Source organism: Streptomyces sp. NPDC002835 (genome assembly GCF_053591995.1).
Genome location: NZ_JBSFUW010000039.1, coordinates 1 through 26,614 on the forward strand (window position 1 = coordinate 1; position 26,614 = coordinate 26,614).

Here is a 26,614-nt window from a genome sequence, read left to right on the forward strand (position 1 = left end):
CTCGTGTTCTTTCTTGTGTTGGTGGGTTGTCCTGTGTTGTTGGGGGGGGGGGGGGGGTGGGTGGGGGGGGGGGGGGGGGGGGGCCCGGGCCCCCCCCCCCCCCCACCCCCAGCCACGGTCAGCCGATGTCCGCGCCCAGGACCGACAGCGCCTCCGTCACCGGCTGGAAGAACGTCTCGCCGCCCGACGAGCAGTCCCCGCTGCCGCCCGACGTCAGGCCGATCGCCGTGTCGCCGGAGAAGAGGGAGCCGCCGCTGTCGCCCGGCTCGGCGCAGACGTTGGTCTGGATGAGGCCCTCGACGATGTCGCCGTTGCCGTAGTTGACCGTCGCGTCGAGTCCGGTCACCTCACCGTCGTGGACCTGGGTGGTGGAGCCGCTGCGCGTCACCTGCATGCCGACGGTCGCGTCGCCCGCCTGGGTGATCGCCTGCGTGCTGCCGTCGTAGAGGTTGACCTCGCTCGGGTGCTCCGCGGCGCCGTCGTACTTCACCAGCGCGAAGTCGTTGCCCGGGAACTGCGAGTCGACCATCGTGCCGATCGCCGCGCCGCCCGCCGAGTCGGACCACTCGCTGCCGGACTGACCGCAGTGCCCGGCGGTGATGAAGTGCGGCTCGCCGTCCTTGACCACGTTGAAGCCGAGCGAGCAGCGCCCGCCGCCGGAGTGGATGGCGTCGCCGCCGGCGGCGAAGGGCTTGAACTCGCCCGCGGTCTTCTTGAGCTCCGCCTTGGCGCCGAGGCTCTTGACGACCTCCCGCAGCGTGGCCAGCTCGGCGCCCTGGACCGTGCGGTCGGCGGTGACGACCACCTTGTTGGTGACCGGGTCGGTCGCCCAGGCGGTGCCCGGGATGGTCGCCCGGTCGGTGAGGGTCTGGCGGGCGCTCTTGAGCTCGACGAGGGTGTTCTCGACGATTCTGGCCTTGCCGCCCGCCTCGCGCACCGTCTGTGCGGCGTCCTCGCTGAGGACGTTCACGATCAGCGCCTTGGCCTTGGCGTCGTAGTAGGCGCCGGCCTCCGCCGCGCCCAGGTCCGCCCGGAGCGTGACGGCGAGGTCGCCGGCCGCCGGGGCGGTGAGGGCCTTCACGTCGAACTGCGCCGTGTTGTCACTGGCGTTCGCACTCTGGAACGTGAGGCCCGCCGCGATGACGGCGGCGACGGCGCCGCCGGCCACGGCCGCTTTCCTCTTGGGTATGCGTCGGTGCTTCAACTTCGACCTCCTGTGGGGGCCGCGCCCGGACAAGTGGGGTGTCCACGGCGCGGAGGATGAACCGCCCACTATTCCGAGGCGTCGCACTCGCACACAAGGTCGACTCTGGGACGGGCACACGACAACACGGGTGCGTTCACAGCCCCTTCACAGCGTCAGGGCGGACCGGGGCGGCAATCACGCAGCCGGTCCGTCTCCTGATGGGTAATCACCCGGGGGGCGGGGAAGCTCCTGATGTCTGCACGGGACATGTACGCCAAGCGGTACGCCACGACTACGTCAGGTACGTCAGCGGTCTCAGGCAGTACGTCAGGCAACACCACGCGGGTAGACGGGCGCCCATGGGCGGGTCCGGCGAAGGGGGGCGTTCGGGTGCGACGTCGGGTGCGCGTTTCGGACGGGCGGCATCTGATGGTGGAGCGACTGGGCGACCCACGCGGCAAACCGGTCTTCCTGCTGCACGGCACACCCGGCAGCAGACTCGGCCCCGCGCCGCGCGGCATGGTGCTGTACCAGCGCGGCACCCAGCTGATCGCCTACGACCGGCCGGGGTACGGCGGTTCCGACCGGCTCGCGGGCCGCAGCGTCGCCGATGTCACCCAGGACGTACGGGCGATCGCCGACGAGCTGGGGCTGGAGCGCTTCGCCGTCGTGGGCCGTTCCGGCGGCGCTCCGCACGCGCTGGCGTGCGCGGCGCTGATGCCGGAGCGGGTCACCCGGGCGGCCGCGCTGGTGACGCTCGCGCCCAGGGACGCGGACGGTCTCGACTGGTTCGAGGGCATGGCCGCGTCGAACGTCACCGAGTACACCAGCGCCTCGGCCGACCCGGCCGGTCTCGTGGAGCGGTTCACCCTGCGCTCCGCCGAGATCAGGCAGGACCCGGTGCGGCTGCTGAACGATCTGCGCCGGGAGCTCACCGAGTCCGACCGCATGGTGGTCTCCGACCTCGGCCTGCGGTCCATGCTGCTGCGCAACTACCAGGAGGCGCTGCGCACTTCGGCGTACGGATGGATCGACGACGCGCTCGCGTTCTGCAGCCCGTGGGGCTTCGACCCGGCGGAGATCCAAGGGCCGGTGATGCTGTGGCACGGGGAGAAGGACGTCTTCTCCCCGGTGGGCCACTCCCGCTGGCTCGCCCAGCGCATCCCGGGCGCGACGGCCGTCCTGGAGCCGGCCGCCGCGCACTTCGACGCCTTCCACGCGCTGCCCCGCATCCTCACCTGGCTGCTCGACGACGCCTGAACGGCCGCGCCGGACGGCCCCCCGCGGCTCACACCGCCAGCGGCTCCAGGTCGCGGTAGACCCGGCGTTCGTCCTTCGCGATCCGGGTCAGCGCGTGCTCCTCGCCCAGCAGCCGCTGCAGCTCCTCCACCGCCTCCGCCCGGGTCTGCGCCGCCTCGTCCTTGCGCCCGAGCAGGCCGAGCGTGACGGACATGTTGGAGGCGATGGCGAGCACCTCGGGGTGGTGCGCGCCCAGGGCGTCGCGCAGCCGGGCCACGGTCCGCCGCTCGATCGCCAGCGCCTCGTCGCAGATTCCCAGGTCGGCGAGGGCGTTGGCCAGGTTTATCGTGCCGTACAGGGCGTGCGGGTGGTTCTCTCCCAGCACCTCACGCATCGTCTCGACGACGTCCCGCAGCAGCCGCTCCGCGGACTCGGGCGTCCCGCAGCCCCACTCGTAGATCCCGAGGTTGTTGATCGCGGCCAGCGAGTACGGGTGCCGCTCGCCCGGCACCTGCCGGTACTGGTCGACGACCTCCTGGGCCAGGTCTCGGGCGGCCACCGGCTCCCCCGCGGCGTACAGGTCGGCCGCCAGGTTCAGGTCGCAGGCCAGTGAATCGGGGTTGGCGGAGGTGTACTTGGCGCGGTAGCGGTTGCGGGTCGCGGTCGTCAGCCGCCGGGCGTCCTCCAGCCGGCCGGCTCTGCGCAGCGACACCGCGAGGCTCTTGGCCGCGGCCAGGGTGCCGGGGAACGTCCGGCCGAGCTGCTCCTTGTAGAGGTCGTAGGTGCGGCTGAGCACGGCCACGGAGTCCTCGTACCGTCCGACCTCCCTGAGGTCGCGGGCGAGGTTCATCGCGGAGGAGAGGGTGTACGGGTGCTCCGGGCCGAGGACCTCCGTGCGCCGGTCGAAGACCTCCTGGTCGATCTCGCGGGCCCGGGCGTACTGCCCGACCATGCGCAGGTTCAGCGCCAGGTTGTTGGCGGCGGCGAGCGTACGCGGGTGGGACTCGTGGAAGATCTGGCTGAATCCCTCGTGCGCCTCGGTCGCCAGCTCCATCGCCTGGCCGTAGTCGCCGAGCGTGCCGAGGTCCATCGCGAGACCGCTGGTGGTCATGTAGGTGTGCGGATGGGTGGGACCGAGGACCGCGCGCTGCCGCTCGAGGGTCACCTCGTCGAGTTCCTTGGCCTCCACGTAACGGCCCTGGGAGCGCAGGATGTTGGAGAGGTGGAAGCGCAGGTACAGATACTGCCGGTCGTCGTTGCCGAGCATGTCCTTCCATGCTTCGCGCAGGTCGTTGCCGAGGGTGGAGGCGGTGTTCCAGTCGCCGCGCTTCCACAGGTAGCGCACCCGGTCGATCAGCAGTCTGCGGGTCTCCGGCTCCTTGCAGTAGCGGGCCTCGGAGGGCCCGAGGTGCGGCCAGATGGTGTTGAAGCGCGGCCAGGTCTCCGGGTTGTCGATCGGTTCGTCGTCGTCGGGCCTGGCGCCGGCGAGGATGCGGTGGACGGCGTGCCGCGCGTCCATCTGCTCCTCCTCGCTGAGCTGCGCCCGGATGACGGCCTGGACCAGCCGGTGCACCTGGATGGAGTTGGAGACCTGGTCGACCTTGGCGAGGGCGAACCTGCCGATCTCCCGGATGACCCGGCCGAGGACCAGCTTCTCCTCCAGTGAGGCGTCGTACGGCTTGAGGGCGTCGATCATCTCCTTGCTGTAGAGGAGGTTCGCCGAGATCGGCTCGGGGGCGAAGAAGGCGCAGAGCTGGAGCAGCCGTACGGCCGCGGGCGAGCGCTCCTTGAGCCGCTGGATGGACACGTTCCAGGTCGCGGCGACCGGCTCCGGGTAGCCGACGGGCTGGTTGAGCGCGAGGACGCTCGCGGCCTGTTCGCGCAGCTGTTCCAGATACGCGCCGACCGGTGTGGCGGTCTCCGCGATCCAGGCCGCGGCCTGTTCGACGGCCAGCGGCAGGTCTCCCACGGCGGTGGCGACCTGGTCGGCGTCCTCCGCGCTCAGGCCGCGGGCGCGCCGCTGGATGTGCTCGATGGACTCCGCGCGCAGGAAGACGTCGACGGGCAGCGCGTCGCCGTACTGCGACCAGGTCTGGTTCCGGGAGGTGACCAGCACGTGCCCGGGTCCGCCGGCGGGGAAGAACCGCTTGAGCTGCTCGGGGTCGTCCGCGTTGTCGAAGACCAGCAGCCAGCGTTTGGACGGCACGCCGCGCCGCAGCAGGTCCATGGCCTCCTGGGAGGCGGCGGCCATGTCCTCGCCGCCCTGTGCGCCGAGCCGGACGGCGAGTTCGGCGAGTCCGGCGACGACGTCGTCGGGCTGTTCGGCCGAGATCCACCAGACCAGGTCGTAGTCGGCCATGAAGCGGTGGACGTATTCGAGGGCGACCTGGGTCTTGCCGACGCCGCCGAGGCCGTAGAGGGTCTGCGGCTGCGGCAGCACCGCGGCCACGGACATGCCGCCGCCGAGTTGGTCCCGCATCCGCTCCAGTACGACGGAGCGGCCGGTGAAGCCGGGGTTGCGGGGCGGCGCGTTCCAGATCTTCGGCACCGTGCCGGGGAACCGCGGGCCGGGCGAGGACGGCTCCGGGAGCTGCACCGGGCGGTCGAGGGCGCGCAGCAGCGATCCGGTGGCGTGCATCTCGTCGAGCCGGAACAGGTCGACGGGGTTGCGGTCGATGTACGGGGTGGTCAGCCGGACGTCGCCGACCCGGATCGGCAGCAGATGCCGCCGGCCGCCGCTCGGGTCCTCGGCGGCGGCGCGCTGGAAGACCTCGACGGCCCGCGGGGACTTGAGGTACGCGCTGGACAGCAGCACCACGGTGCGGGCGGCGCTCGTAGCGGCGGCCGTGTCGAACTCGAGGGGGTCGTGCTCTGCGGACACGTCGCGCGGCACGACCCGGAAGCCGGCCCGGCTGAGCACGTACTCGACCCAGTCGGCCCACATCCGGTTCTCGGCGACGTAGCTGAGGAAGAGGTCGGCGGGCAGGGCGGGGCGGCGGCGGGTGAAGGCGTCCCTGATGCGCAGCCGGACGTCCTCGTTGACCTGCGGCATCGAGGTGATCTGCCCGTCGGTGACGACGGCGGCGAGCCGTTCGAAGGCGGAGAGCAGCGAGCTGGTGAGCCCGGCCTCGTCGCCGAAGGTCGCGAGCGTCTCCTCGTAGGCGTAGTACGGCCGGTACGGGATCTCCACCGCGCCCCAGTAGGCGGTGGCCTCCTCCGCGGTAAGGCCGCTGGGGAACCGGTCGAACTTGAGGCGTGCGAGGGCCCGTCCGGCGTCGGCCTTCTCCTTCTCGCCCTCGTCGATGCGCATCGGTACGGGGAGGATCTTGATGCCCCTCCCGCCGTACCGTTCGTCGATCTGCCGGGCGACCGAGGCGGCGCCGTCGATGGACTGGTCGCTGAGCGTGAAGCAGTCGACGAGGACGTCGGGCAGATGGACGGTGCAGATGTCGGCGATGTCGCTGAGTCCGGTGCGGCTGTCGATGAGGACGTAGTCGTAGTTGGCCTTCATGTCGTCGCGCAGCGCGTCGAAGAAGTGCCCGCCGCCGAGGCGGTCGTAGAAGTTGTCCCAGTCGAAGGTGGAGACGGTGGCCGAGTATTCGCGGTTCTGCCGGCCCGCGGAGACGAAGTCGAGCGTGCCGCGCTGGGGGAACTCCCAGCCGAGGCTCTCCGGGGTGAGGGAGACGGCGTGCGGCTGGATGCGGGCGTAGTCCCGGTGCCAGTCGGGGCGGCGCGGCTCGGGGTTGGTCGCGGCCCAGGCGAACTCGGTGATCAGGTCGATGACGCCGGTGGTCGCGCCGAGGGTGGAGGGGTCGAGAAAGGGGTGGAAGAAGCGGTGCAGTCCGGGCGCTTCCAGGTCCCAGTCGACCGCCAGGACCCGCTTGCCGTTCGCGGCGAGTATCCAGGCCACATTGGCCATGGCCATGGTGCGCCCGGTGCCTCCCTTGTACGAGTAGAAGGTGACGATGCGCCCGTCACGACTGGCTGTCATCCGTGTCCTCCGCATCAGGGGCGATGTCACGCGCGTTCGGGACGTACTGGGTGGTGCCGTACTCGGCCATCGGGCCGCGCAGCCGGGGCCGTTCGCTGTGGCTGCCGCCGCCGGGCGGGGCGGGCGGGAAGACCTCCGCGTGGCGCAGGTACTCCTGGGCGGCGGCCTCCGCCACCTGGGGCAGCAGCTGCCCGAAGGCCTCCATGGTGTAGACGCCCCTGGCGGCCGCCTGGCAGGCCGTACGGCCGTGGCCCATGTGGTGCGGCATGGTGTGTTCCAGTTTCTCGATCAGCGCGGCCTCCGCCGCCCGGCTGCTGTCGGGATCGTCGCGGTTCCAGGGGACGACGACGCTCACCCAGGGGCGCGGCTGTGCGTCGAAGGCGGCGAGCTTGCGCCGCCGTTCCTCGTTCTCCAGGGCCCAGCGGTCGACGAGCAGGATCTCGGGGCGGGTCGGCGGCCGGCCGGGGGCCGTCAGGGGTTCGTGGTCGAAGGAGGAGACGGTCGGCTGGTAGTTGAGGGAGCGCACCAGGTCCTGGGCGATGGATGCCAACGGCCGTGCGGAGTCCGGGTGGTACGGGTTCCAGTCCTGCGACTGCTTGCCGTAGAAGTCGGCCGACCGGCCGGGCGGCAGGTCGTGGCTGGTGGGCGCGGCGACGGTGATGTGCATGGGCCGCGGGCCGACGCTGGGCCGGCCGAAGGCGCTGGGCGCCTGGCGGAATTCGACGGGACTGCCGGGCGCGAGCCGGGTGGTGTCGGCGACGCTCACGATCCGTTTCGCGAGCTCGTAGACGGCGGCCTCGTACTCCTCGGCGAATATCCGGAGTTTGATCAGTCCGTAGAGGCCGTCGGTCACATAGCGGTCACCGAAGGCGCGGTGGTTGAACTGCAGCCGCTCCGCGGGGCCCGGTAACTGCTCGGGCGGCATGGGCACCCATAACGCCGGGACGATCGCCTCCGCGGGGCGGTTGCTCTTCGCGTGGTGGTAGATGGCCCGCTGGGCGAAGGCGTACCACTCCTTGCCGCACATCTCGCTGGCGAAGTAGCGGGGGGAGAAGAGCGGGACGAACACCCGGCAGCTGGCGAGCACTTCACCCAGCCGTTCCGACCAGCCCTCCCCCGAGCGTATCTCCCGGTCCATGAAGCCGGCCGGAGCGCCGGCCGGGAGATCGGTCATGGCCATCACATGGCCGACCAGGTCGCGGAACAGCCGCTCGACCCACATGTCCGGGTCCGGGCCTCCCGCCCCGTACCGCGGTGTGTGCGCGTAGCTCAAGAAGAAGTACGGCCGATGGTCCGCCGCCCGCTGCGCTGAATCCGACACACGACCCCCGTCCTGCGTGAACGCCCGGCCCGACACCCGGCATCAGTGAAAGACGCGAGCGAAGCAATCATTCCGGAGCGGGTCACGCTCCATCCCCCCGCCGTTCGGTCAATCATCACCGCTTTTCGGTCATCCAACCCTTCGCGTGGTCGACCGCTTTCCTGATCGAAAACAGTCTTGCGGTTCTTCCACCGAGTTGTCCGCTTCGTTCCACCCCCCAGGAAAAGGCGGCCCCGACCGCCTCGAAATCACTGTCGTCCAGCACCACGTCGGTGTACTCGACCCATTCGGATCCGCCGTCCGGCCCCTTCACCACACAACGGTAGGTCCGCAGCGCCGTCGTGACGCGGTATTCGGCAAGATGAAAGGCGGTGCATTTGGCGAATCCCACATTGATCATCAGCACCTGGGCGCCGGCCCGGTAGAGCGCACCGAGCGGTGAGCGTTCGCCGAGATGGCAGTCCAGCGGGTGGTCGGCGAGCAGTTCGGCCGCCCGCCGACCGAGCGCCGCGAACGACGTCTGCGGGTGCGCGCTGCGCCGGGCCCCCGCCGCGGTCCGTACGGACTCGGCCAGCCGGCCCATCCCCTGACTGGGTGTGGTGGCCGGGTCGAAGGCCGGCAAGTCCGCGCGGAAGGCGGCCGTCTGCTCGGGTGTCATGCCGCGCACCCGGGCCCGGTACGCGTGGGAGGTGTCGGAGTTCTCCTCGGTGAAGGCCGGCACCACCAGCGTGCCCTCGGGGCCGAGGACCTCCAGCAGCGCGTCGCGCACCGTCCGCGCGCCGAGGCCGGTGGCGTGCAGCGACGCGTGGACGAGCAGGGTCATGCCGCTGCGCACCCCCAGGGCCCGCAGCGCCAAGGCCGCTTCCCGGCCGGCCGGCCGGTCAGCCACCGGCCGCCTCCGCGTGCAGGGCGGCGATCAGACGCTTGCCGCTGACGGTCGGCTCGGGTGCGTCGCGCAACGTCTTGAGGGCGAGGAGGGCGTGGGCCGCGGCGGCCGGATCGAGGGGGGCGAGCGCGACGCGTTCGTACGCCCCGGCCAGCAGCCGGGAGGCGGGCAGCGGCTCGTCCTGCCACGGGGCGGGGTGCAGCCAGGCGCCGTCCTCCGCCAGCAGGTCCGTGACTTCACCGACGGCGCGGAGCTCGGCCCGGGCGAAGCCCCGCATCAGGGCGGCCGCCAGTCCGGCGGGCGGGCCGTGCAGTCCGAGGCCGAGCGCGCCGTACGCGTGCCGCCCGACAACGGGCCCGGCGCCTTCCAGCGGCGTCAGGGTGGTGAGGGAACCCGCCAGTTCGGCGGCCCGCCCCGGCGCGGTGTCGCGCAGCAGGTCCCAGGCGGCCGCGAGTGCCCCGGTGTCCCCAACGGGCCGCACCGGCTCGCCGAAGCAGTCCCGGTACGGGTCGAGGTCGTCGAGCACGAGCTGCGGCCAGCCGTCGAGTCCGGGCCGGTGCAGGGGCCGCCAGCCGTCCTCGGGCCTGTCCGGGCGCACGCGTGACGTCCCGCGCCCCGGGACACGGACGAGCAGTTCGTCCGGCGTGCCGCCGACCTCCGCCTCGCACGGCCCGCCGTCGGCGGACAGCCGCAGCTCGCCCAGGGTGGGCAGGAAGAGCGTGCCGGTGGGGCAGCCGACCCGTACGGGGACGCCGAGCCCGCTCCGTACGGCCGCGGCGGCCACATAGGACTCCAGGCGCAGGGCGAGTCCGACGGCGTCGGGGCGCCGTGCCCGCAGGGCTTCCAGGCAGGCGTGGAGCCAGGTGCGGGTGTACGGGTGCGCGTAGATCTCGTCCAGGCCGAGCGAGGTCTCGTCGATCGTGGACGCCAGCTCCCAGGCGGCGGACCACCGTTCGCCCCCGCGGCCGTCGAGCTCCTCGTTGAGGCCGGCGAGGGCGTAGCGGGTGAGGTCCTGCTGGAGGATGAGCAGCGCCTCCGGGTCGGTCACGGCCGGGGAGGCGGCGGTGTGCGCCGTGCGCCGTTCGATGCCGAGGATCAGCGCCTTGAGGTCGTCGCAGTACACCGAGGTATTGTCGAAGCCTGAGCCGCTCGCGTACCGGTGGGTGTAGAGCCCGCCGCCGCAGGACCGGACGACCGGGCACTGACGGCATGTCGCGCTCACGCCCTCAAGGCCGAGTTGCCGGGCCGTGACGCCGGGGTGGCGGGCCACCTCGTCGAAGGAGTGGCGTAAGACGTCGAAGCCGGTGGCGGCCGCGCCCTCGTAGGCGCTCTTCAGCGAGTCGACCTGCTCCAGGGTGCCGTCGGTCTCGACGACGACGAGGTCGGAGGGGGCGAGCCCGAGGGACTCGGTGAGGCTGGGGCCGCCGGCCAGGGTGGAGAACACGGAGTCGAAGAGCCGTACCGGCACGGGCCTGCCGCGGGCGTCCCAGCGGTCGAAGACGGCGAGGATCCAGTCGGCGTAGGCGGTGGGTGATCCGTCCGGCCGGGCCGGCGGGTCGTCCCAGGTGGCGTGCGGCAGCAGGAAGTCGATCCGCGGCGGTTCGAGCTCGGCGAGGGCGTCGTACACGGCGACCGGGTCGTTGGCCACGTCGATGGTGCACAGCAGGCCCAGATAGAGGTGGCGGTAGCGCTCCTGGCGCAGCAGGTCGACGGCCCGCAGGACGAGCGGATGGCTGGTGCGGCCGTCCGCGTAGCGGCGGTGGCGGTCGTTGGCGCTGCGGTCTCCGTCGAGGGAGATGCCGACCCGGACGTTGAATTCGTCGAACAGGTCGAGATAGCGGCGGCTCAGCTGAATTCCGTTGGTATGGATCCTCAGGTCCAGCGCGGCGACATTGTCGAGGGCCGCGGTGAGCTCCTCGCAGACGCGGCGCAGACGGGCGGGGCCCGCCAGCAGAGGCTCCCCTCCGTGCAGGATCACTGACACGGAGGGCAGGGCATGGCTCTTGGCATGCTCGGCCAGTCGCAGAGCTGTCCAGGAAATCGCTTCGTCAGAGATTGCCTTCGGGCGGGTTCGCCAGCTCTGATCAGCGTGTTCGTAGATGTAGCAGTGATCGCAGGCGAGATCGCACCTGCTGTGGACCTTCACAACGATCTGCTGGAAGGGGACCAGTCGGGGCCCTGTCATTCCACCAGTCTAGGCCCGTGGATACGGCCTCTGAAGCCCTGTCAGAGCGCCGAGTTGAACGTGGTCGCGCGCACGATGCGCTCTTCGGAGGCGGGCAGCACGCGGGCGAGCTTGCGTGCGGCGTCGTCACCGCGCACGTCGATCTGCGCCAGTGGAACGCGATTCTTCTTCGCAGCGGCGAATGAGGGGGAGGAGTGCAGAGTCATTGGGGGCCGTCCTTGATGTTGTGTCCAGCTCAATGCTGTACCAGCGGGGATACCACGCACCGTTGCGATGCCGGCGGCACGACTTTACCCTCATGGCCACTCGCAGCAACTCAGGCCGGGAACACGTTGTCAAAAGAGTTGCACCACATTCTCGCAGGGCAACGGGGAACAAGCGATTCCGCCTAATGAGCGATGACAAAACCGCAGACGGGGGTGTGCATGAGCGAGCTTTCCAGCCCTTTGCAGAGCATGGTTCTCCACAATGCCGATCTACCGGTTCTCTACCACCGCACGGACGCCGTCGCCGTGGCCCGCCAGCGCGAGGCCGTCGCCGGCACCCGGTACCGGCTCCTGCTGCTGGTCGCCGGAGCGGCCCTGGCGGCCCTGCCCACGTCACTGAGGCTCGGCGGCTCCTTCCAGATCGCCGCGTTCCTCAGTGTTCTGGCGTACGGGGGCGTACTGGTGCTGGGATACCGCGCCACCCGCCGCAGAGCAAAGTCGCATTGGCAACTGAACCGTTCCGCGGCCGAGTTCATCAAGTCGCTCTGCTGGCGCTACGCGGTCCACGGCGCGCCCTTCGACTCGCGCCTCACGGGGGCCGCGGCCGATGATTTGTTCACCGCCCGTCTGGAGGACGGTTTACGGGAGTTGGCCAAAGTCGGCTGGGAGGATCCCCGCACCACGGACGGGGACGCCGCGGCCGGTGACCCGATCACCGCCCCGATGCGCCGGCTGCGGGCCAAGCCCTTCAGCGTCCGCAAGGAGACCTATGTCAGGGACCGGCTGATCGAGCAGCGCAACTGGTACCACCGGCGTACGGAGGTGTCCCGGCGCGCGACCGCGCTCTGGTCCGCCTCGATCGCACTGCTCACGCTCCTCGCCCTGTTCTTCGCCACGCTGCGCACCTTCTCCGTGGCGGACTCAATCCAGGTGCAGGGCGTGCTGTCGGCCGCGGCCGCCGCATGTCTGGCGTGGAGCGAGATCCGCCGCCATCAGCCGCTGATAGCCGCCCACTCGCTGGTGGAGGAGGATCTGGCGGCCATGCACACCGCCATGGAGACGACGGTCACCGACGTCCAGTGGCCGTCCGCGGTCTACGAGACCGAGCGCATCGTCTCACCGCAGCACACGGACTGGCTGGTGCGGCACCGCAGTTGACGACCGGCCCGTCCGACCGCTCAGTCACGTTTCAGACCCTCCCGCCAGATGACCGTCACGGGCTTTCCGAGGCCGCGGGCGTAGCGCACGATGTCGCCGGTGCCGCCGTGGCCCCGGGCCGGGAGGCCGTCCCAGACGGCGAGCAGCCGGTCGCAGTGGTCGGCGATGTAGGCGCCGGCCGCGTAGTACGCCTCGTCGGTCGAGTACGGGAAGGACAGTCTCACCTCCCGGGTGGCCAGGCTCCGCAGCCGGCGGTAGTGGGCCAGCTCCTCGGGGGCCGTGAAGCCCAGCTCGTAGTCGCCGCTGGGGATGACGGCGGTCAGCTCCGCGCCGCAGTCCAGGGCGATGTCCGCGAACATCTGGTCGGCCCCCACGGCGAGGCTCGACAGCGCCTCCAGCGAGCCCCGATGCCCGCTGAGCACCGCACGCAGCCCGGCGCTGACATGGCCCAGGGCCTCCGGCGGGATGCCGCGGTGGCCGGTCACTCCGATGCGTTTCACGTCGCGCTGCAACCGTTCCTAGTCAGTGAGCAGGAGTGAGTCATGGACCCATTTCCTGCTCACTGCGGACATCCCGAACGGTTTTGGGTGGCCTGGTCGCCCGCGTTCGCGCCGTGTCCGGTGGCACGCATCGTGTGCGTGGTCCGGGGATGCGGGGGCGGGGTTCCTCACGCCCGAGGGTGCCCGAGTCGGCCTGGACGGTCCGATGCCCGCATCCATCGCTCTGGTGGGTGCGGGGCGGTGTCGTCCGTCGCCGGATCGGATGCCCCTGGGCGCGTCGTGCGATCGCGATGCTCGCCGCATCGTGACGGGTCGTCCTACGCGTCTTGCTGGTGAGAGGTTTCTGCCAGTGCTGCGCGCCCCACTTCGATGTGTAGGCGGGGTCGACGGCAATGATCGCGATGCCGGTGGCGTCGGCCATGGAGGCCAGCCGGGCACGCAGGCGCCCGGTGGGCATCCCGGAGATCAGCTGCCGGAAGCGGCGCTTACGCCCGTGCTTCTCCCTGGTTTTCTCGGCCTGGAAGGCGAGGTCCTCGACCGCGATGGCCTTCACCCCGCAGGATCGGGCCCAGTGCAGGAGTCGGGTGAGGGCGTGCCGTACTTGGGCGTCGCGGTGGGGGGCGGTGCCGGTCAGGGTGTAGAAGAAGCGGCGGGGTTCACCGCACGGGTTGCCGTGGACATCCAGGCGCCAGGCGGCGAGGTGGTCGGCGTTGGTGTCCACCCCGATCACACCCTGGGCGAGGGCGGCTTCGAGCGGCACGGCCGGGGCGGCCGGGATCTGCCAGGACGCGGTCACGTACCAGCGGTCGCGGTCCACGTCGTGGTGGATGCGGTAGGCCACGGCCCGGTGCGCTGCCACCCGGTCCGCCCACTCGGCGCCCCGGTGCGCGAAGGAGACCTGCGCGGCGAGGACGTACCGGCCGTGCGCAGCGTTCGCCAGATACGCCAACGGTACCGGGAGTTTGATCGACACTTCGCCGTCGGGCGTGATGCGAATCGTCTCGTTGCCGAACCTCTTGCCCGACTCACCATCCGCCGTCAGGAACCAGCGCCCGGCCTCCCACCGCTGCCGCCACTGGGCCTCGGTCAACCCTGCCTCGGCGAGGTGATGACGGGTGCGGGCCAGGTGTCTGCCGCCCCGCACCACACGCACGACAGCGGCTTCCCGGTCGGCCCGCACCCTCTCCAGCCGGTCCTCCAGCATGTGCAGGCGGCGGGTTTTGGCATGCCACTCCCGCCGGGAACGGTAACCACCAGGCGCCCGCTTCGAGCCCCTCGCCCCGACCGGCAGCGACAACCGGTGCCGCACCGTCCTCACACCGGCTTCGAGAGACTTCACGTACGCGGCCTGCCCGCGCCGGGCCAGCGCCCACTGATCGTGCGTGGCCTTCGTGACCGACCCCGCCCACCGCGACGACGACACACCGGTCAACTCCCGCTTACGGGCCGCCCACGACTCTGCAGAGTGCCCCAACCCGTCCACGCAGCGCACTTTGAGGTCCTTCGAGGCGAGCGAGCCCAGATGCGCACCCACCAGCCGCAGCACCTTCTCGTCCTCCGGAGTGAGGCCCTTCAGCCGGTCACGTACCGCCACACCCGAAGGGCCGGAAACGACGAACGGCGCCGCCACCTCCCGCAGACCACCCACAGCAAACACCCCCTCCACGCCGGACCACACACACCCGCCACCACCCCCAACGACCCACCACCCGCAAAGGTCACCCATTCGACAGACGAACCCCCGTCCACCACACCGAACCCCACACACAACAGCACACGACAACTCACCCGTACACGCCAGAACTCACACATACGAAGTCACACCACAGCAGTCCACAACCCCCGTCACTGCGGCCGCCCCCGGCCGTCCTGACATCCTCCGAAAAACGGGGCGGCACGTCGAGCCCCCGTCCTGGTGAAGGACGGGGGCCGCCGGGCGTCGGTTGCCGACTTACCAGGGCGTCAGTAGACGCTCACTCCGTACCGGTTGAGGGCTTCCACCACCGGCTGGAAGAACGTCGTTCCGCCGGTGCGGCAGTTTCCGCTGCCACCGGAGGTCAGGCCGATGGCCCGGCTGCCGGAGTAGAGCGGGCCGCCGCTGTCGCCGGGCTCCGCGCACACGTTGGTGCGGATCAGACCGCGCACGATGTCGCCGCCGCCGTAGTTGACGGTGGCGTCGAGGCCGGTGACGGTGCCGCTGTGGGTGCCAGTCGTGGAGCCGCTGCGGGTCACGGACATGCCGATGGTGGCGTTGGCCGCGCCGGTGATGTCCCGGTTGCCGACGGTGCCGGGGTGGGACAGCGAGGTGTTGGAGTAGCGGACGATGCCGTAGTCGTTGCCCGGGAAGCTGGACCCGGCGGTGGGTCCGATGGGTGTGGAGCGGGAGGAGTTGGTGTACCAGGTGCCCGCACCGTCGGTGCAGTGACCGGCGGTCAGGAAGTAGTAGGTGCTGCCGCTGCGGACGTTGAAGCCCAGGGAGCAGCGCCAGCCGGCGGACGCGTAGATCGCGTCGCCGCCGGAGATGAGCTTGGAGAAGGTGCCGGGGGTGCGTTCGATGCGCAGGGCGCCGGCGTTGGCTCCGGCCTCGCGCCTGATCTCGGCCAGCTCGGCCTTCGAGACGGTGCTGTCGGCCGTGACGACGAGCCGGCCGGTGTCCTGGTCGACGTGCCAGGCGGTGCCCGCCACGTCCGCTTCGAGGACGGCCTCGCCCGCCGCGGCGAGCTGCTGGGTGCTGAAGGTGCGTACCTCGTCGGCGTCGGCGGTGGGGACGGCCAGAGCTGCGGCTGCTGTGAGGCCGGTGGCGACCGCGAGCAGACGGGTACGTCTGGCGGTGCCGGAGTGGGTGCGGGGGTTGGTGCGCCTGATCCTCACTTGTCATTCCTCCCGAGGAGTGGACGGCCCGTCCGTGGGGGTCTGGGCCTGTGAGGCGCGGCCATGAGCACGTCCGGCATCCGGATCGCCCCGGATATCGGACAGGCCGTACTCCTGGCGAGCGCTGTTCGGGAGTATTCGCGGCGTCAACCAACCCCGCAAGGGTGCCTTTCGGCCGTGGTGCACCTGCACGCCGGACGGCCCCGGCGGCCGCTGCCCGCCGGGGCTGTGCCGGGCCCGTCCGGGGCCCGTTCGTCGCGTCTTGGACGTGTCAGGCCGTCAGGAGGTTCCGCTCGCCTGCCGGAACGGGGAACGGCAGGGTGTTGCCGGGCGGCGGGAAGGGGCAGATGAAGTGGTCGGCGAACGCGCACGGCGGCAGCTGGGCGCGGTTGAGGTCCACGCTCACCGCCCCGTCGGCGGCGGGCGCCTTCGGCCGCAGGAACCTGAAGGGGTAACTCCCGTCTCCGCTGGTCGCGTCGGCGAAGACGGCCCACAGCGAGCCGTCGGCCTGCACCGCGACGCGCAGGGTGTGCTCCTGTCCGTCGACGGCGAAGACGATCTCCCCGCCGAGGCCGAGCCCGCGCTCGCGCCCGTCCGCGTTCTCCACCCGGACGGCGTGGTCCGCCTCGTACGGCACGAAGCGGCCGGGGACCACCCACCGCGGGTCGTACGGCATGGTCTCGATGCCCCGGAACTCCCGGCGCGCCGGGGCGTCCGGGTCGAAGTCGCGCACCGCCCAGAGCCCCTCGCGGCGCAGCACGACGATCCGGCGTTCGCCGTGCGAGACCCGTGACTCGGGGATCGGGCCGTGGTCGGCGGTGAGGCGGACCTGGCCGGTGAAGGGCTTGTCGTCGAGGCTGAGCCGGTCCTCGTCGGTGGCGTCGAGGACGACTTCGTCGCCGTCCGCCGCCCACTGACCGGGGACGGCCGGAATTCGCCCCTCCGGGTAGTCGGAGAGCCAGTGCGTCCCGGTGAGGGACAGCGGCCCGTACGGCCCTGAGATGGTGGCGAGCCGCTGATCCTGCCAGCGCTGCCATTTCTGCTCCGCCGTCATCATGCCCGCAACCCTCGCACACCCCGCGCGCACGGCCCCCCACCGCGCCCGGTCGGGGCGTAACGCCGCCGGCGGCCGTGGCTGGGCGCGCGTGCGGCGGTGGCCGGCGCGCGCCGCCTCGTGACGGTGCCGGTGGGCGTGCGCGCGTCTGGGCGGCGCCCCTCGGGCACGCGGCCGGGCCCGGAGCCGGGCGAGGGGCCGGGCCGGCCGCCGCCGCGTGGACCCGCCCCAGGCGGGCGCACCCGCCGAGCCGCCGCGCACCGGGCGCTGACGACGCGTCAGCAGTCGCAGCAGCTGCAGCCGCAGTCCGGGCAGCCGCAGTCGCAGTCGCGGCAGCAGCCCTCGCGCTTCTTGCGGGACCACGGGCCCTCGTACTCCTTGGCGCAGCACAGCCGGCAGGTGCAGCACAGCCCCACGAAGACCGCGCAGCCCGCCCAGAATCCGCGGCGGGGCGGGCGCTGTGGGCCCGGGTGGCCTCCCAGGGGCGGGGGCGTTCCGCCGGGGCCGCCGCCGCTGTACGGGCCGTGTGCGTACGGGCCCTGGGGGCCGCCCTGGTACGGGTTGCCGGGCGGGGGCGGCTGCGCCGCGTCCCCGTATCCCCGGTGGGCGCACGTCGTCGTGCCGAAGGCGCGTTCCACCGAGGTGCGCAGTTCGTGTGCGAGGAGCACGTGCACCAGCCGGTCGTCGGTGAAGTGCGCGTCGCGCAGCGCCAGGCGGATGCCGTGGAGCGCGTCGTCGGCGAGGCGGCGGGCCTCGGCGAGCGGGGTGCCGGTGGCGGTGAGGGGGTTCCAGGCGCCCGACGCCGCGTCGGCCCACTGGTCCTCCACGGCGTCCAGCAGATGCGCCAGCCTGCCGAAAAGGCGGCCCGCCTCGGCGAGCGGCGCCGCGTTCTCCGGCCGGCCGGCGAGCACGGCGGTGTGGGCGAACGCGGCGGCCGTGGCGGTCTCGGTCGGTTCCGTGACGGTCAGGACGGAGCTGCCCGGTCCGGCCAGCGCCTCGATGCCGGCCTGCCGGTCGACCGCGTCGAGCAGCACCGCGGTGTCGAAGCCGAGCGCGGCTCCGGCGCGTGCGCCCGCCCGGTCCCAGCCGGCGGACACGCGGCGGGCCGCGGCGGCCACCGGCCTGCGGGCCAACAGACCGTCGCCGTCGGTGACGTGGTCCCGCACCTTGGCCGACGCCAGGACCAGGGAGACCGCGGCGGCCAGCCGCGCGCCCTCGCCGCGGGCGACGGGCGCGGTCCGCATGGCGCGCAGGGGGCACGGCCCGGCGGTGCGCCGCTGCGCGGGGGTGCGCTCGCCCTGAGCCTCCGTCAGAACCGAGACGATCAGGCCGTCGTAGTTGGTGACGACGCGGGCGAACTGCCCGTGGTCCGCTCGAAGTGCCAGACAGAGTCCGCAGAGATGGGCCATCCACTCGGTCTTCAGCCCGTCGGTGAGCCGGTGCGAACATGGTCTGACGATTCCGAACACGACGGGCCCCCGCGAGTCGCTGAGATGTGTGGCGGGCATCGTATCGATCAGGTCGTTCACCCGTACGTGCCGAAGGTCACCCGTCCGGCCCGACTTTTATATTTCCATCCCTTCACGCCCCCTACTGCGGCCGGACCTTGACGAATCGCCACATCTTCTGCACCAGTACCGTCACGAATCCCCTGCGCGGCGACTATCCACTTGGCGCCCGATCCGCATCATGGACGACGATAGGGGATATGCGGAACCACAAGTGACCGCGATGAAAGGAGGCGTCCATGGGATCGGTGCGTAAGGCGAGCGCCTGGCTCGGACTCGTCGAGGACGACGGGCGTTACTACGACGACGACTACGCCGAGGGTGCTGAGCCGGGTGACGCGTGGGTCACCGACCCCCGTGTGAAGGTCGCCTCCGAGTCCGCGCAGCAGGAGGGCCGCCGCATCGCGACGGTGTCCCCGGACGGTTTCCGGGACGCCCGCGGGATCGGCGAGCTGTTCCGTTCGGGCGTCCCGGTCATCGTGAACCTCACGTCGATGGAGCCGGGCGACGCCAAGCGGGTCGTGGACTTCGCCGCGGGTCTCGCCTTCGGACTGCGCGGTTCGATCGAGCGCGTCGCGACACGGGTGTTCCTGCTGACCCCCGCCGACACCGAGATCGTCAGCGGGGACCCGGCGGGCCGTTCCCAGGACGGTTTCTTCAACCAGAGCTGAGCACGGCGCCGCCGCCTCCCCACGGCTGCCGCAAGAGCCCGCCGGCCGCCACGGCGGGGCCTCGCCGGCCTACCGGAACGCGTCGAGGCCGGTGAGCGCCTTGCCCAGCACCAGCTGATGCATCTCGACGGTGCCCTCGTAGGTGAGGACCGACTCGAGGTTGGTCGCGTGCCGCATCACGGGGTACTCGAGCGAGATCCCGTTCGCGCCGAGAATGGTGCGTGACGTGCGGCAGATCTCGATCGCCTCGCGCACGTTGTTGAGCTTTCCGAAGCTGACCTGCTCCGGCCGCAGCTTCCCCGCGTCCATCCGCCTCCCGAGGTGGTGGGCGAGCAGGATCCCCTTGTGCAGTTCGACGGCCATGTCCGCGAGCTTGGCCTGGGTGAGCTGGAAGCCGCCGATCGGCCGGCCGAACTGCTCGCGCGTCTTCGCGTACGAGACGGCCGCCTCGAAGCTGGAGCGCGCGGCGCCCATCGAGCCCCAGACGATCCCGTACCGGGCGTGACTCAGGCAGCTGAGCGGGCCGCGCAGGCCGGTGACGTCCGGGAGGACCGCGTCGGCGGGCAGCCGCACCTCGTCCATGACGAGTTCGCTGGTGACCGACGCCCGCAGCGACCACTTGTGCTTGATCTCGGGGGCGGAGAAGCCGGGGGCGTCGGTGGGCACGACGAAACCGCGGATACCGTCGTCGGTCTGCGCCCAGACCACGGCGACGCCCGCCACGGAGCCGTTGGTGATCCACATCTTGCGGCCGGTGAGGACCCAGTCACCGCCGTCGCGCTTGGCGTAGGTCCGCATACCGGCCGGGTCGGAACCGTGGTCTGGCTCGGTCAGGCCGAAGCAGCCGATGATCTCGCCGGCGGCCATGCCGGGCAGCCACCGCTGCTTCTGCTCCTCGGAGCCGAAGCGGTGGATCGCGTACATGGCGAGGGAGCCCTGGACGGAGACCAGCGAGCGGATGCCGGAGTCGGCGGCCTCCAGTTCGAGGCAGGCCAGCCCGTACTGGACCGCGGTGGCGCCGGCGCAGCCGTAGCCGTCGAGCGACATGCCGAGCGCGCCGATGGAGCCGAGTTCGCGGGCCAGGCCGCGGATGCCGGGGAGCTCGCCGCTCTCGTACCAGTCGGCGATGTGCGGCAGGACGCGGTCGGCGGCCCAGGTGCGGACGGTGTCGCGGATCGCGAGGTCCTCGGGGCCGAGGAGGTCGTCGATCCCGAGCGGGTCGCCGGGATCGAAGGACGGAAGCTTCGAGGCTCTGGACATGACGTGACCTCCGGCGGCTCTCACACTGGGCACTCCCGCGGCCGTCGGGCCGCGAGGAGGGGTACGGACGGCTCGGCCCCAGAAACTAGCACTGCTAGTCAGCGGCCTCGCCAGACGTTACGGCTCAGTGTGCCGTGCGTCCAGACCCCGCCACCTCTGCGGCCGCGGGTGTGCGGCCGGCCGGCACGGCGGCCCGGTGACGCTGCTCCGCGCCGCCGGAGCGCCGGACGCCGGAGGCGTCGCTCTCCTGCTCCTCGCTCTCCCGGCTCGCCGGGATCGCCGCCGGATCGGCCGGTCCCTGCTTCTGGCAGATGTCCACCGTGCCGCACTCCATGGTCCGGGGCAGCCGCAGCGCCGCGGCCGCGCCGAGGAGCAGCAGCCCCGCGCTGACCAGCAGCGTGACGTGGAGACCGTGCACGAAGGCGTTGCGGGCGGTGGAGCGCAGCACCTCACCTGCCGGACCGCCGAGCCGCTCGGCGACCTGGTAGGCCTCCCCCAGCGAATGGGCGGCGGCCGCGCTCGCGGACTGCGGAACGCCGCTCACGGACGACAGCGCGGGGGCGTACGCGGCGTTCATCACGCTGCCGAGCAGGGCGATGCCCATGCCGGCGCCGAGCTGGTACGAGGTCTCGCCGATCGCGGCGGCCCCGCCCGCCTGCTCGGCGGGGGCCTCGCTGAGCATCGACTCGTACGCGCCGAACAGCGTCGTCTGCAGCCCGAAGCCGAGCAGGACGAACGCGGCGGTCAGCAGCCAGGGGCGGTCCTGCTGGCCCATCACGGTCAGCAGCAGCACGGCGGCGGCGGTGAGCACGAATCCCCAGCCGACCATCCGGCGCGGGCCGAGGCGGTTCAGGGTGTGCGAGCCGGTGGCCCCGGCGGCCATGGCGGCGAAGGTCAGGGGCAGCAGCCGCAGACCGGTCTCCAGCGGGGTGAGCCCGAGGACGAGCTGGAGGTACTGGACGGCGATCAGCTCGAGGCCGACCAGCGCCAGCATGGCGAGGACGATGCAGCCGACGGAGGTGGAGAAGGCGGCCCTGGCGAACATCCGCATGTCGATGAGCGGATACGGGCGGCGTTTCTGCCGCCCCACGAACAGCACCAGCAGCACCACGCCGAGGAGCAGCGGGCCGGCCACGCCCGGGTGGAGCGGGCCGGAGCCGACGCCCAGCCGCTTCACCCCGAGGACCACGCCCAGCACACCGCCCGCGGCCATCAGCGCGCCGAGGACGTCCCACGGGCCGTTCCCCGTGCCCCGGGACTCGGGCAGCAGCCAGCGGCCGGCGGGAACGATCAGTGCCATCAGCGGGATGTTGATCAGGAAGACGGAGCCCCACCAGAAGTTCTCGACGAGGAAGCCGCCGACCACGGGTCCGGTGGCGGCGCCCACGGCGGCCACGGCCGTCCATATGCCGATCGCCGTGGCCCGCTCACGCCGGTCGGGGAAGACGGCGCGCAGGATCGAGAGCGTCGCGGGCATGATCATCGCACCGCCGACCCCGAGCAGGGCGCGAGCGCCGATCAGGACGTCCGGAGTGGGCGCGAAGGCGGCCACCGCGGAGGCGGCGCCGAAGATGCCGTAGCCCAGCAGCAGCACCCGGCGTCTGCCGACCCGGTCGCCGAGGGTGCCGAAGAGGATCAGCAGCGCGGCGCAGACCAGCGGGTAGGAGTCCACGATCCACAGGAGCTCGACACCGCTTGGGCGCAGGTCCTCGGTGACGGCGGGGACCGCGACGTGCAGCACGGTCGCGTCGAGCGCGACGAGCAGCAGGCTCACGCACAGGACGAAGAGGACGACCCAGCGGTTGGCCCCGCCGCCGACGGAGCGCAGGCGTGCGCCGGCCGTGGGCGTCACGGACATGTACGTACCTCCCGGTGAGTCCCTCGCGCGCGGCGGACCGGCCTGGACGGTGGTGCGGGGTTGTCCCGACCGGGCGGCCCGGCATCGACGGGCGAGTGAGTCGACAGCGTACGCGAGTTCGCGCGCGGTGCACGTGGTCGATCTCTCACCCGATCGGACCCCCGGGTGTGGCGTACGCCACTCGGCGCCCCGGCCGTAGTCGATCTTGATGGGGCTGAACGCCCCGGAAATTCCACACGGGTTTCCGGTGAACCATTCACCGTCCGCAGAAGGATGCCTTCCGTGATGACCGTCCGACAAATGCGGGACGAAGGCCACCGGCTTTTCCTGACGGTCCGTGAATGAAACTGGACCTGAGACAAACTCCACATCACATAGGCATCACGAAGAGAGTGGATCGACCTGACCACACACTCACTCGCTGTAACGTCGATTAGGTGCGTACCGACTTCTTTGCCCGGCTGGACCGGGAGCCGGAACCGCCGAAGATAGAGATCCCGCGGATGAGCCGCACACGTCTCGCCCTCTTCGGCGGGACGTCGGCGTTCTATCTGGCCATCGTCGTCGCCGTGCTGGCGTCGACGTGGCTCGTGGCCCTCGACTGGAAGCTGATGCTCTTCCGGCCCTACGAGCAGTGGCCGGAGCAGCACGCCTCTCTCGACTACTTCGTGGTGCTCGGCCAGCGCGGACCGACGGCCGTCATGGTCGCGGCGTGGCTGGGCTGGCGCTCCTGGCGCCAGCACACCCTGCGCCCCCTGCTGGCGCTCGGCGCGGCTCTGCTGCTGCTGAACGTCACCGTGGGCGCGGTCAAGATCGGACTCGGCCGGCTCGGCCCCCACTACGCGACGCAGATCGGCTCCGCCGAGCTCTTCGCGGGCGGCGATATATTTCCGTCCGGGCACACCGCCAACGCGGTCGTGACCTGGGGAATCCTGGCCTATCTGGCCACCACCCCGAGGGCGAGGCGCTATCTGTCGGCGCTCTCCGCCGTGGTCTCGCTGGGGGTCGGCCTGACGACCGTGTACCTCGGTACGCACTGGCTGAGCGATGTGCTGCTCGGCTGGGCGGCGGGCCTGCTGATCCTCCTCGGGCTGCCCTGGTGCGAGCCGCTGATCGGCCGCGCGGAGGCCTGGATCCTCGGGATCCGCGAGCAGTGGCGGGCACGCCGCGCCCCGGCTCGCTCGCTGCCCGTCGCGGCGGGCGGACCGCGTCCCGCGACGGCGATGGTCCCGCAGCGCGGAACCGACGAGGCGGACGACCAGGCACGCGAGCCCGTGGCCGCCGCCGGCGTCACAACCGCCCGGCCGCCGGCGGGTTCCGCGAGCGGCCCTGCGGCGACCACCAGGACGACCACGCACGGGCCGCGGGCGCACGCACGCTCGGAGCGGAGCCCGGTGACCCCGTCGGGCAGCAGACGCCCTCCCCATTCGCGGCCGCTGACGGGCGGCTGAGCGGCGCGAGCGGTCTGCCCGCGCGGGGAGAGACGGACCGCATGAAGGCCCCGGTACTCGTCGAGTACCGGGGCCTTCATGCGGTCCAGGGCGTCTCCGGCGGACTCAGCCCTTCCAGCAGCGGATGACGGAGCCGTCCTTCACCTCGAAGTTCAGCCGGCCCGCGACGTACTCCATCGTGATGATCGAGCCGGGCGGCAGCGCCCTGACGGTCGACCAGCCCCGCTCACGGGCCTGCTGCTCGGCTTCGAGGGCGTCGAGACCGACGTACGACTCCGGGGAGTCGTCGGGCTGTGCGGGAGGGCTCGGTATGGGTGCCATGCATCCCACCGTAGGCGGCAGCGGACGGTGACGGAAGCGGAGCGGGCGCCGCTCCCAGCAGTCCCGCATACCCCACCGGTCACGCTTCTGTCACAGGACGTCGACACTTGTTCCGTTCGAACTCGTTCACCCGATCGGGCTCTCCTGCGGCGTTCGTACACCATTCGGAGCACCGCCGCCGATCATGGTGAATTGCATTTCGTATCCCTTTCGAATTAATGACCGGAGCCGGCTCGCGGAACAATTCACACAAGCCGAGGAGTTCACTGGTCTTTCACAGAATCCACCCGACTCACGGGCTTTCCGGAGTCAGGGCGCGGGACAGCCGGTCGCGCAGCACCCGGATGTGCTCGGCGAGCTCCGGCGGCTCGACGACGTCGAAGTCGACGCCCATCAGCACCACGTGGATCACCAGCACGTCCAGGTTCGCCGCCCCGGTCCGCAGCAGGCACCGGCCGTCGTCGACGGCCTCCAGCACCCCGTCGGACGGGCCGACGAACTCGGCCGCGCGCTCGGCGGAAGTGTGCAGCCTGACGACTGCGCGGGCCGGATACGCACCGGTCGAGACGCCCCGGGAGACATAGGCCGCCAGATCGTCGGCGGGTGGGGTGCGCGGCGCGAAACGGGGGCCGTGCGGGGGCTTGGGGACGATCCGGTCGGCACGGAAGGTGCGCCAGTCGTCGCGCTCGACGTCCCAGGCGACGAGGTACCAGCGGCGCTCCGTGCACACCAGCCGGTGCGGCTCGACGGTCCGGCGGGTGGCCGCGCCGCCGTGGTCGCGGTACTCGAACCGCAGCCGTTCGCTGTCCCGGCAGGCGTTCGCCAGCTCGGTCAGCACGGCGGCGTCCACCGTCGGACCCCGCTGTCCGCGCAGCATGGGAACGGTGAAGGCGTTGAGCGCGCCCACCCGCCGCCGCAGCCGGTCCGGCAGTACCTGCTCCAGCTTGGCCAGGGCGCGTACGGACGTCTCGCCGATGCCCTCGATGCCCTGGCCGGCCGCCGTGCGCAGACCGACGGCCACCGCCACGGCCTCCTCGTCGTCCAGGAGCAGCGGCGGCAGCTCGGCGCCCGCGCCGAGCTGGTATCCACCGCCGGTGCCGGGGCTGGCGTTGACCGGGTAGCCGAGCTCACGCAGCCGGTCCACGTCCCTGCGGACGGTGCGCGGGGTGACTCCGAGCCGGTCGGCCAGCTCGGCGCCGGACCAGTCGCGGTGCGCCTGCAGCAGGGAGAGCAGACGCAGCAGTCGTGCGGAGGTTTCCAACATGGGACGGAGTCTGCCAGCGGTCGAGGACAGCTGCTGTCCGCAACGGTACGCAGTCAGCCGGGCGGGACCGATCAGCCTCCGCCTGCGGGTCGGCCGGCCGGTGTCCGTCGACTCGGCGGCACGGGTCAGCCTGCCGGCCCGTCCGTCGCCCGCCAACCCGTGCCGGGCTGCCGCAGGTGCGCGGCGGGACCGGGCGCGGGCGGGCTACTTTCCGCCGGTCCTCCTCGCGCCCCGGACCGCGTCCGCGGCGGCGTCACGCAGCACGTACGCCGCGTCGTACAGCGCGCTGCGCCCGCGGTGCAGCGCCTCGCTCAGCGCACCGCGCGAGCGCCCGCCCCCGTCGCGCGCCAGGAGCTCGGTGAACAGCGCCTCGTGGCGCGCCGCGATCGGGGCCGGGTCGAACCGGGCCGACGCGGCCAGGGCCGCGCGGCCGGTGCGCCGGCGCAGTTCGTCGTCGCCGATCAGCTCCAGCAGCGCGTCGGCGATCGCGTCCACGTCCCCGACCGGGACCAGCCGGCCGTCGACGCCGTCCTCGATGATCTCGCGAGGACCGTGCGGGCAGTCCGTGGAGACGACCGGCAGTCCGCAGCGCATCGCCTCGACGATGGTCATGCCGAAGGACTCGGCGCTGGAGGTGACGGCCCCGATCGAGCCCTTGACCCACTCCGCCTCCAGCGGGTTGGCGGGCCCCATGAGGAAGACGTGGTCGCGGAGGCCGCGTTCGTCGATCAGCGCGCTCAGCGCCTGCTTCTCGTTGCCCGTCGCGTCCCCGCTGCCGTAGATCCGCAGCCGCCAGTCGGGGCGGGCCGCGACCACCTTGGAGAAGGCCTCGACGAGCAGGTCGTACCGCTTGACGCGGGTGAGGCGGCCGGCGGCGACGACCCACTTGGCCGTGGAGTCCGCGGGCGGAACGGCGGGCGCCGGCACGCTGTTGGGCACCGCCGCTATGCGTACGCCGGGCAGCTTCATCCGCTCGCGGTAGGCGCGGGCGTCCGCCTCTGTGACGGTGGTGATCGCGTCGAGCACGGTGTAGCGGTGGGCGATCTCGCGGCGCAGCCGGTACCCGTGGCTGTCGAGCGTCAGATGCTCCTGGCCGACGCGTACCACGCCCCGCCGGGTCTGGCGGGCGATGTGGACGTTGAGGCCGGGGCGGGTGCCGATGACCATGTCCGCGTCGAGGGACGCGAGATGGGCGCCGATCCGGGCGTCGGTGAGCCGGCTGTACTGCTTGTGCCGGCCGTCGCCGCGCGGGAAGACCTTCGCCGGCCGGCCGGCCAGCGGGTCGTCGCCGTCGTAGCCGGGGCTCTTCTTCCGCAGGTCCACCAGGTGCTTCAGGGTGACGCCGGCCGGGGCGCCCATGACCGGCTCGTCGCGGTGGCGGAAGACGGAGACGATCTCGACGTCGTGCCGCTCCGCGAGCGTGCGGGCGAGGGTGAACGTCGTTCTGATCGTTCCACCGATGCCATAGGCGTTGTGGAGCAGAAATGAAATGCGCATGCGGTACCGCGCCCCCGTGGTCCTGCGGATCCTCCTGGTCGGGAGGTCTACGCCACGACTCTACTTGCCTGTTGGGAGCGGTACGGATCAGCTGATGCCCCACCGGGTGTGGTTCATCTCACCGTCCGGGCGCCCCGTCCGCGGCCGGGGCGCCGGGCCCCGGGTCCGGTCGGCGGGGGGCGCGGGG

General features: G+C 71.8%; 19 protein-coding genes and 1 pseudogene. 4 read left to right on the forward strand and 16 right to left on the reverse strand.

What is annotated here, in order from left to right:
• Positions 1-118 precede the first annotated feature (118 nt).
• Positions 119-1,204 (reverse strand): S1 family peptidase, encoded by a 1,086-nt coding sequence (locus tag ACWD01_RS30515; protein WP_451166282.1) that lies wholly within the window; start codon positions 1,202-1,204, stop codon positions 119-121.
• Between the two features lie 384 nt (positions 1,205-1,588).
• Here ACWD01_RS30515 and ACWD01_RS30520 point away from each other — a divergent pair, with 384 nt between their 5' ends.
• Positions 1,589-2,446, forward strand: coding sequence for an alpha/beta fold hydrolase (locus tag ACWD01_RS30520; protein ID WP_451166284.1), 858 nt, complete (start codon positions 1,589-1,591; stop codon positions 2,444-2,446).
• Between the two features lie 28 nt (positions 2,447-2,474).
• On the opposite strand, the gene fxsT is transcribed toward ACWD01_RS30520, so the two are convergent.
• The 5 genes from fxsT to fxsA all read right to left on the reverse strand — a co-directional run bounded on the left by fxsT (position 2,475) and on the right by fxsA (position 11,014).
• Complete coding sequence (gene fxsT, locus ACWD01_RS30525; protein WP_451166286.1) at positions 2,475-6,416, reverse strand: FxSxx-COOH system tetratricopeptide repeat protein; 3,942 nt, start codon at positions 6,414-6,416, stop codon at positions 2,475-2,477.
• Complete coding sequence (locus ACWD01_RS30530) at positions 6,400-7,737, reverse strand: TIR-like protein FxsC (RefSeq protein ID WP_451166288.1); 1,338 nt, start codon at positions 7,735-7,737, stop codon at positions 6,400-6,402. Before ACWD01_RS30530 ends, fxsT begins: the two co-directional genes overlap by 17 nt.
• Before the next feature lie 115 nt (positions 7,738-7,852).
• Entirely contained in the window at positions 7,853-8,560 is a 708-nt protein-coding gene (locus ACWD01_RS30535) for an AAC(3) family N-acetyltransferase (RefSeq protein WP_451166290.1), read from the reverse strand.
• Positions 8,561-8,618: 58 nt separating this feature from the next.
• Positions 8,619-10,808, reverse strand: coding sequence for a radical SAM/SPASM protein FxsBH, inactivated beta-hydroxylase extension form (fxsBH, locus tag ACWD01_RS30540; protein WP_451166292.1), 2,190 nt, complete (start codon positions 10,806-10,808; stop codon positions 8,619-8,621).
• Between the two features lie 41 nt (positions 10,809-10,849).
• Positions 10,850-11,014: an FxSxx-COOH cyclophane-containing RiPP peptide gene (gene fxsA / locus ACWD01_RS30545; RefSeq protein ID WP_451166294.1), complete on the reverse strand. Its 165-nt coding sequence runs from the start codon at positions 11,012-11,014 to the stop codon at positions 10,850-10,852.
• Positions 11,015-11,263: 249 nt separating this feature from the next.
• Here fxsA and ACWD01_RS30550 point away from each other — a divergent pair, with 249 nt between their 5' ends.
• Positions 11,264-12,172, forward strand: a complete 909-nt coding sequence (locus tag ACWD01_RS30550) for a DUF4231 domain-containing protein (RefSeq protein WP_451166296.1) — start codon at positions 11,264-11,266, stop codon at positions 12,170-12,172.
• A 20-nt stretch (positions 12,173-12,192) separates the two neighbouring features.
• On the opposite strand, the gene ACWD01_RS30555 is transcribed toward ACWD01_RS30550, so the two are convergent.
• The 5 genes and pseudogenes from ACWD01_RS30555 to ACWD01_RS30575 all read right to left on the reverse strand — a co-directional run bounded on the left by ACWD01_RS30555 (position 12,193) and on the right by ACWD01_RS30575 (position 18,066).
• On the reverse strand, positions 12,193-12,672 hold the full coding sequence (locus ACWD01_RS30555) for a hypothetical protein (protein WP_451166298.1): 480 nt from the start codon (positions 12,670-12,672) through the stop codon (positions 12,193-12,195).
• Positions 12,673-12,690: 18 nt separating this feature from the next.
• Positions 12,691-14,320 (reverse strand): annotated as a pseudogene (locus ACWD01_RS30560) (IS200/IS605 family accessory protein TnpB-related protein).
• A gap of 314 nt (positions 14,321-14,634) precedes the next feature.
• Entirely contained in the window at positions 14,635-15,543 is a 909-nt protein-coding gene (locus ACWD01_RS30565; protein ID WP_451166300.1) for a S1 family peptidase, read from the reverse strand.
• A gap of 271 nt (positions 15,544-15,814) precedes the next feature.
• The gene (locus ACWD01_RS30570) at positions 15,815-16,600 is read right to left on the reverse strand and encodes a DUF1684 domain-containing protein (RefSeq protein WP_451166302.1); all 786 of its coding nucleotides are present in this window, start codon (positions 16,598-16,600) and stop codon (positions 15,815-15,817) included.
• A 275-nt stretch (positions 16,601-16,875) separates the two neighbouring features.
• Complete coding sequence (locus ACWD01_RS30575; protein ID WP_451166365.1) at positions 16,876-18,066, reverse strand: DUF5685 family protein; 1,191 nt, start codon at positions 18,064-18,066, stop codon at positions 16,876-16,878.
• Positions 18,067-18,344: 278 nt separating this feature from the next.
• Between ACWD01_RS30575 and ACWD01_RS30580 the strand changes: the two genes are divergently transcribed.
• Positions 18,345-18,776: a cell division protein SepF gene (locus ACWD01_RS30580; protein ID WP_451166304.1), complete on the forward strand. Its 432-nt coding sequence runs from the start codon at positions 18,345-18,347 to the stop codon at positions 18,774-18,776.
• Between the two features lie 69 nt (positions 18,777-18,845).
• Here ACWD01_RS30580 and ACWD01_RS30585 read toward each other — a convergent pair whose 3' ends face one another.
• Both ACWD01_RS30585 and ACWD01_RS30590 read right to left on the reverse strand, forming a co-directional pair.
• The gene (locus ACWD01_RS30585) at positions 18,846-20,036 is read right to left on the reverse strand and encodes an acyl-CoA dehydrogenase family protein (RefSeq protein WP_451166306.1); all 1,191 of its coding nucleotides are present in this window, start codon (positions 20,034-20,036) and stop codon (positions 18,846-18,848) included.
• Between the two features lie 124 nt (positions 20,037-20,160).
• Positions 20,161-21,894 (reverse strand): MFS transporter, encoded by a 1,734-nt coding sequence (locus ACWD01_RS30590; RefSeq protein ID WP_451166308.1) that lies wholly within the window; start codon positions 21,892-21,894, stop codon positions 20,161-20,163.
• A gap of 437 nt (positions 21,895-22,331) precedes the next feature.
• Here ACWD01_RS30590 and ACWD01_RS30595 point away from each other — a divergent pair, with 437 nt between their 5' ends.
• Positions 22,332-23,345 (forward strand): phosphatase PAP2 family protein, encoded by a 1,014-nt coding sequence (locus ACWD01_RS30595; RefSeq protein ID WP_451166310.1) that lies wholly within the window; start codon positions 22,332-22,334, stop codon positions 23,343-23,345.
• A 105-nt stretch (positions 23,346-23,450) separates the two neighbouring features.
• On the opposite strand, the gene ACWD01_RS30600 is transcribed toward ACWD01_RS30595, so the two are convergent.
• The 3 genes from ACWD01_RS30600 to ACWD01_RS30610 all read right to left on the reverse strand — a co-directional run bounded on the left by ACWD01_RS30600 (position 23,451) and on the right by ACWD01_RS30610 (position 26,427).
• A complete protein-coding gene (locus ACWD01_RS30600) occupies positions 23,451-23,666 on the reverse strand; it encodes an I78 family peptidase inhibitor (protein WP_356898960.1) in 216 nt (71 codons plus the stop codon).
• A gap of 292 nt (positions 23,667-23,958) precedes the next feature.
• Positions 23,959-24,930: a helix-turn-helix transcriptional regulator gene (locus ACWD01_RS30605; RefSeq protein ID WP_451166312.1), complete on the reverse strand. Its 972-nt coding sequence runs from the start codon at positions 24,928-24,930 to the stop codon at positions 23,959-23,961.
• 204 nt (positions 24,931-25,134) lie between these two features.
• Positions 25,135-26,427 carry a glycosyltransferase family 4 protein gene (locus ACWD01_RS30610; protein WP_451166314.1) on the reverse strand — a complete coding sequence of 431 codons (1,293 nt, stop codon included), beginning with the start codon at positions 26,425-26,427 and terminating at the stop codon, positions 25,135-25,137.
• Positions 26,428-26,614: the final 187 nt, after the last annotated feature.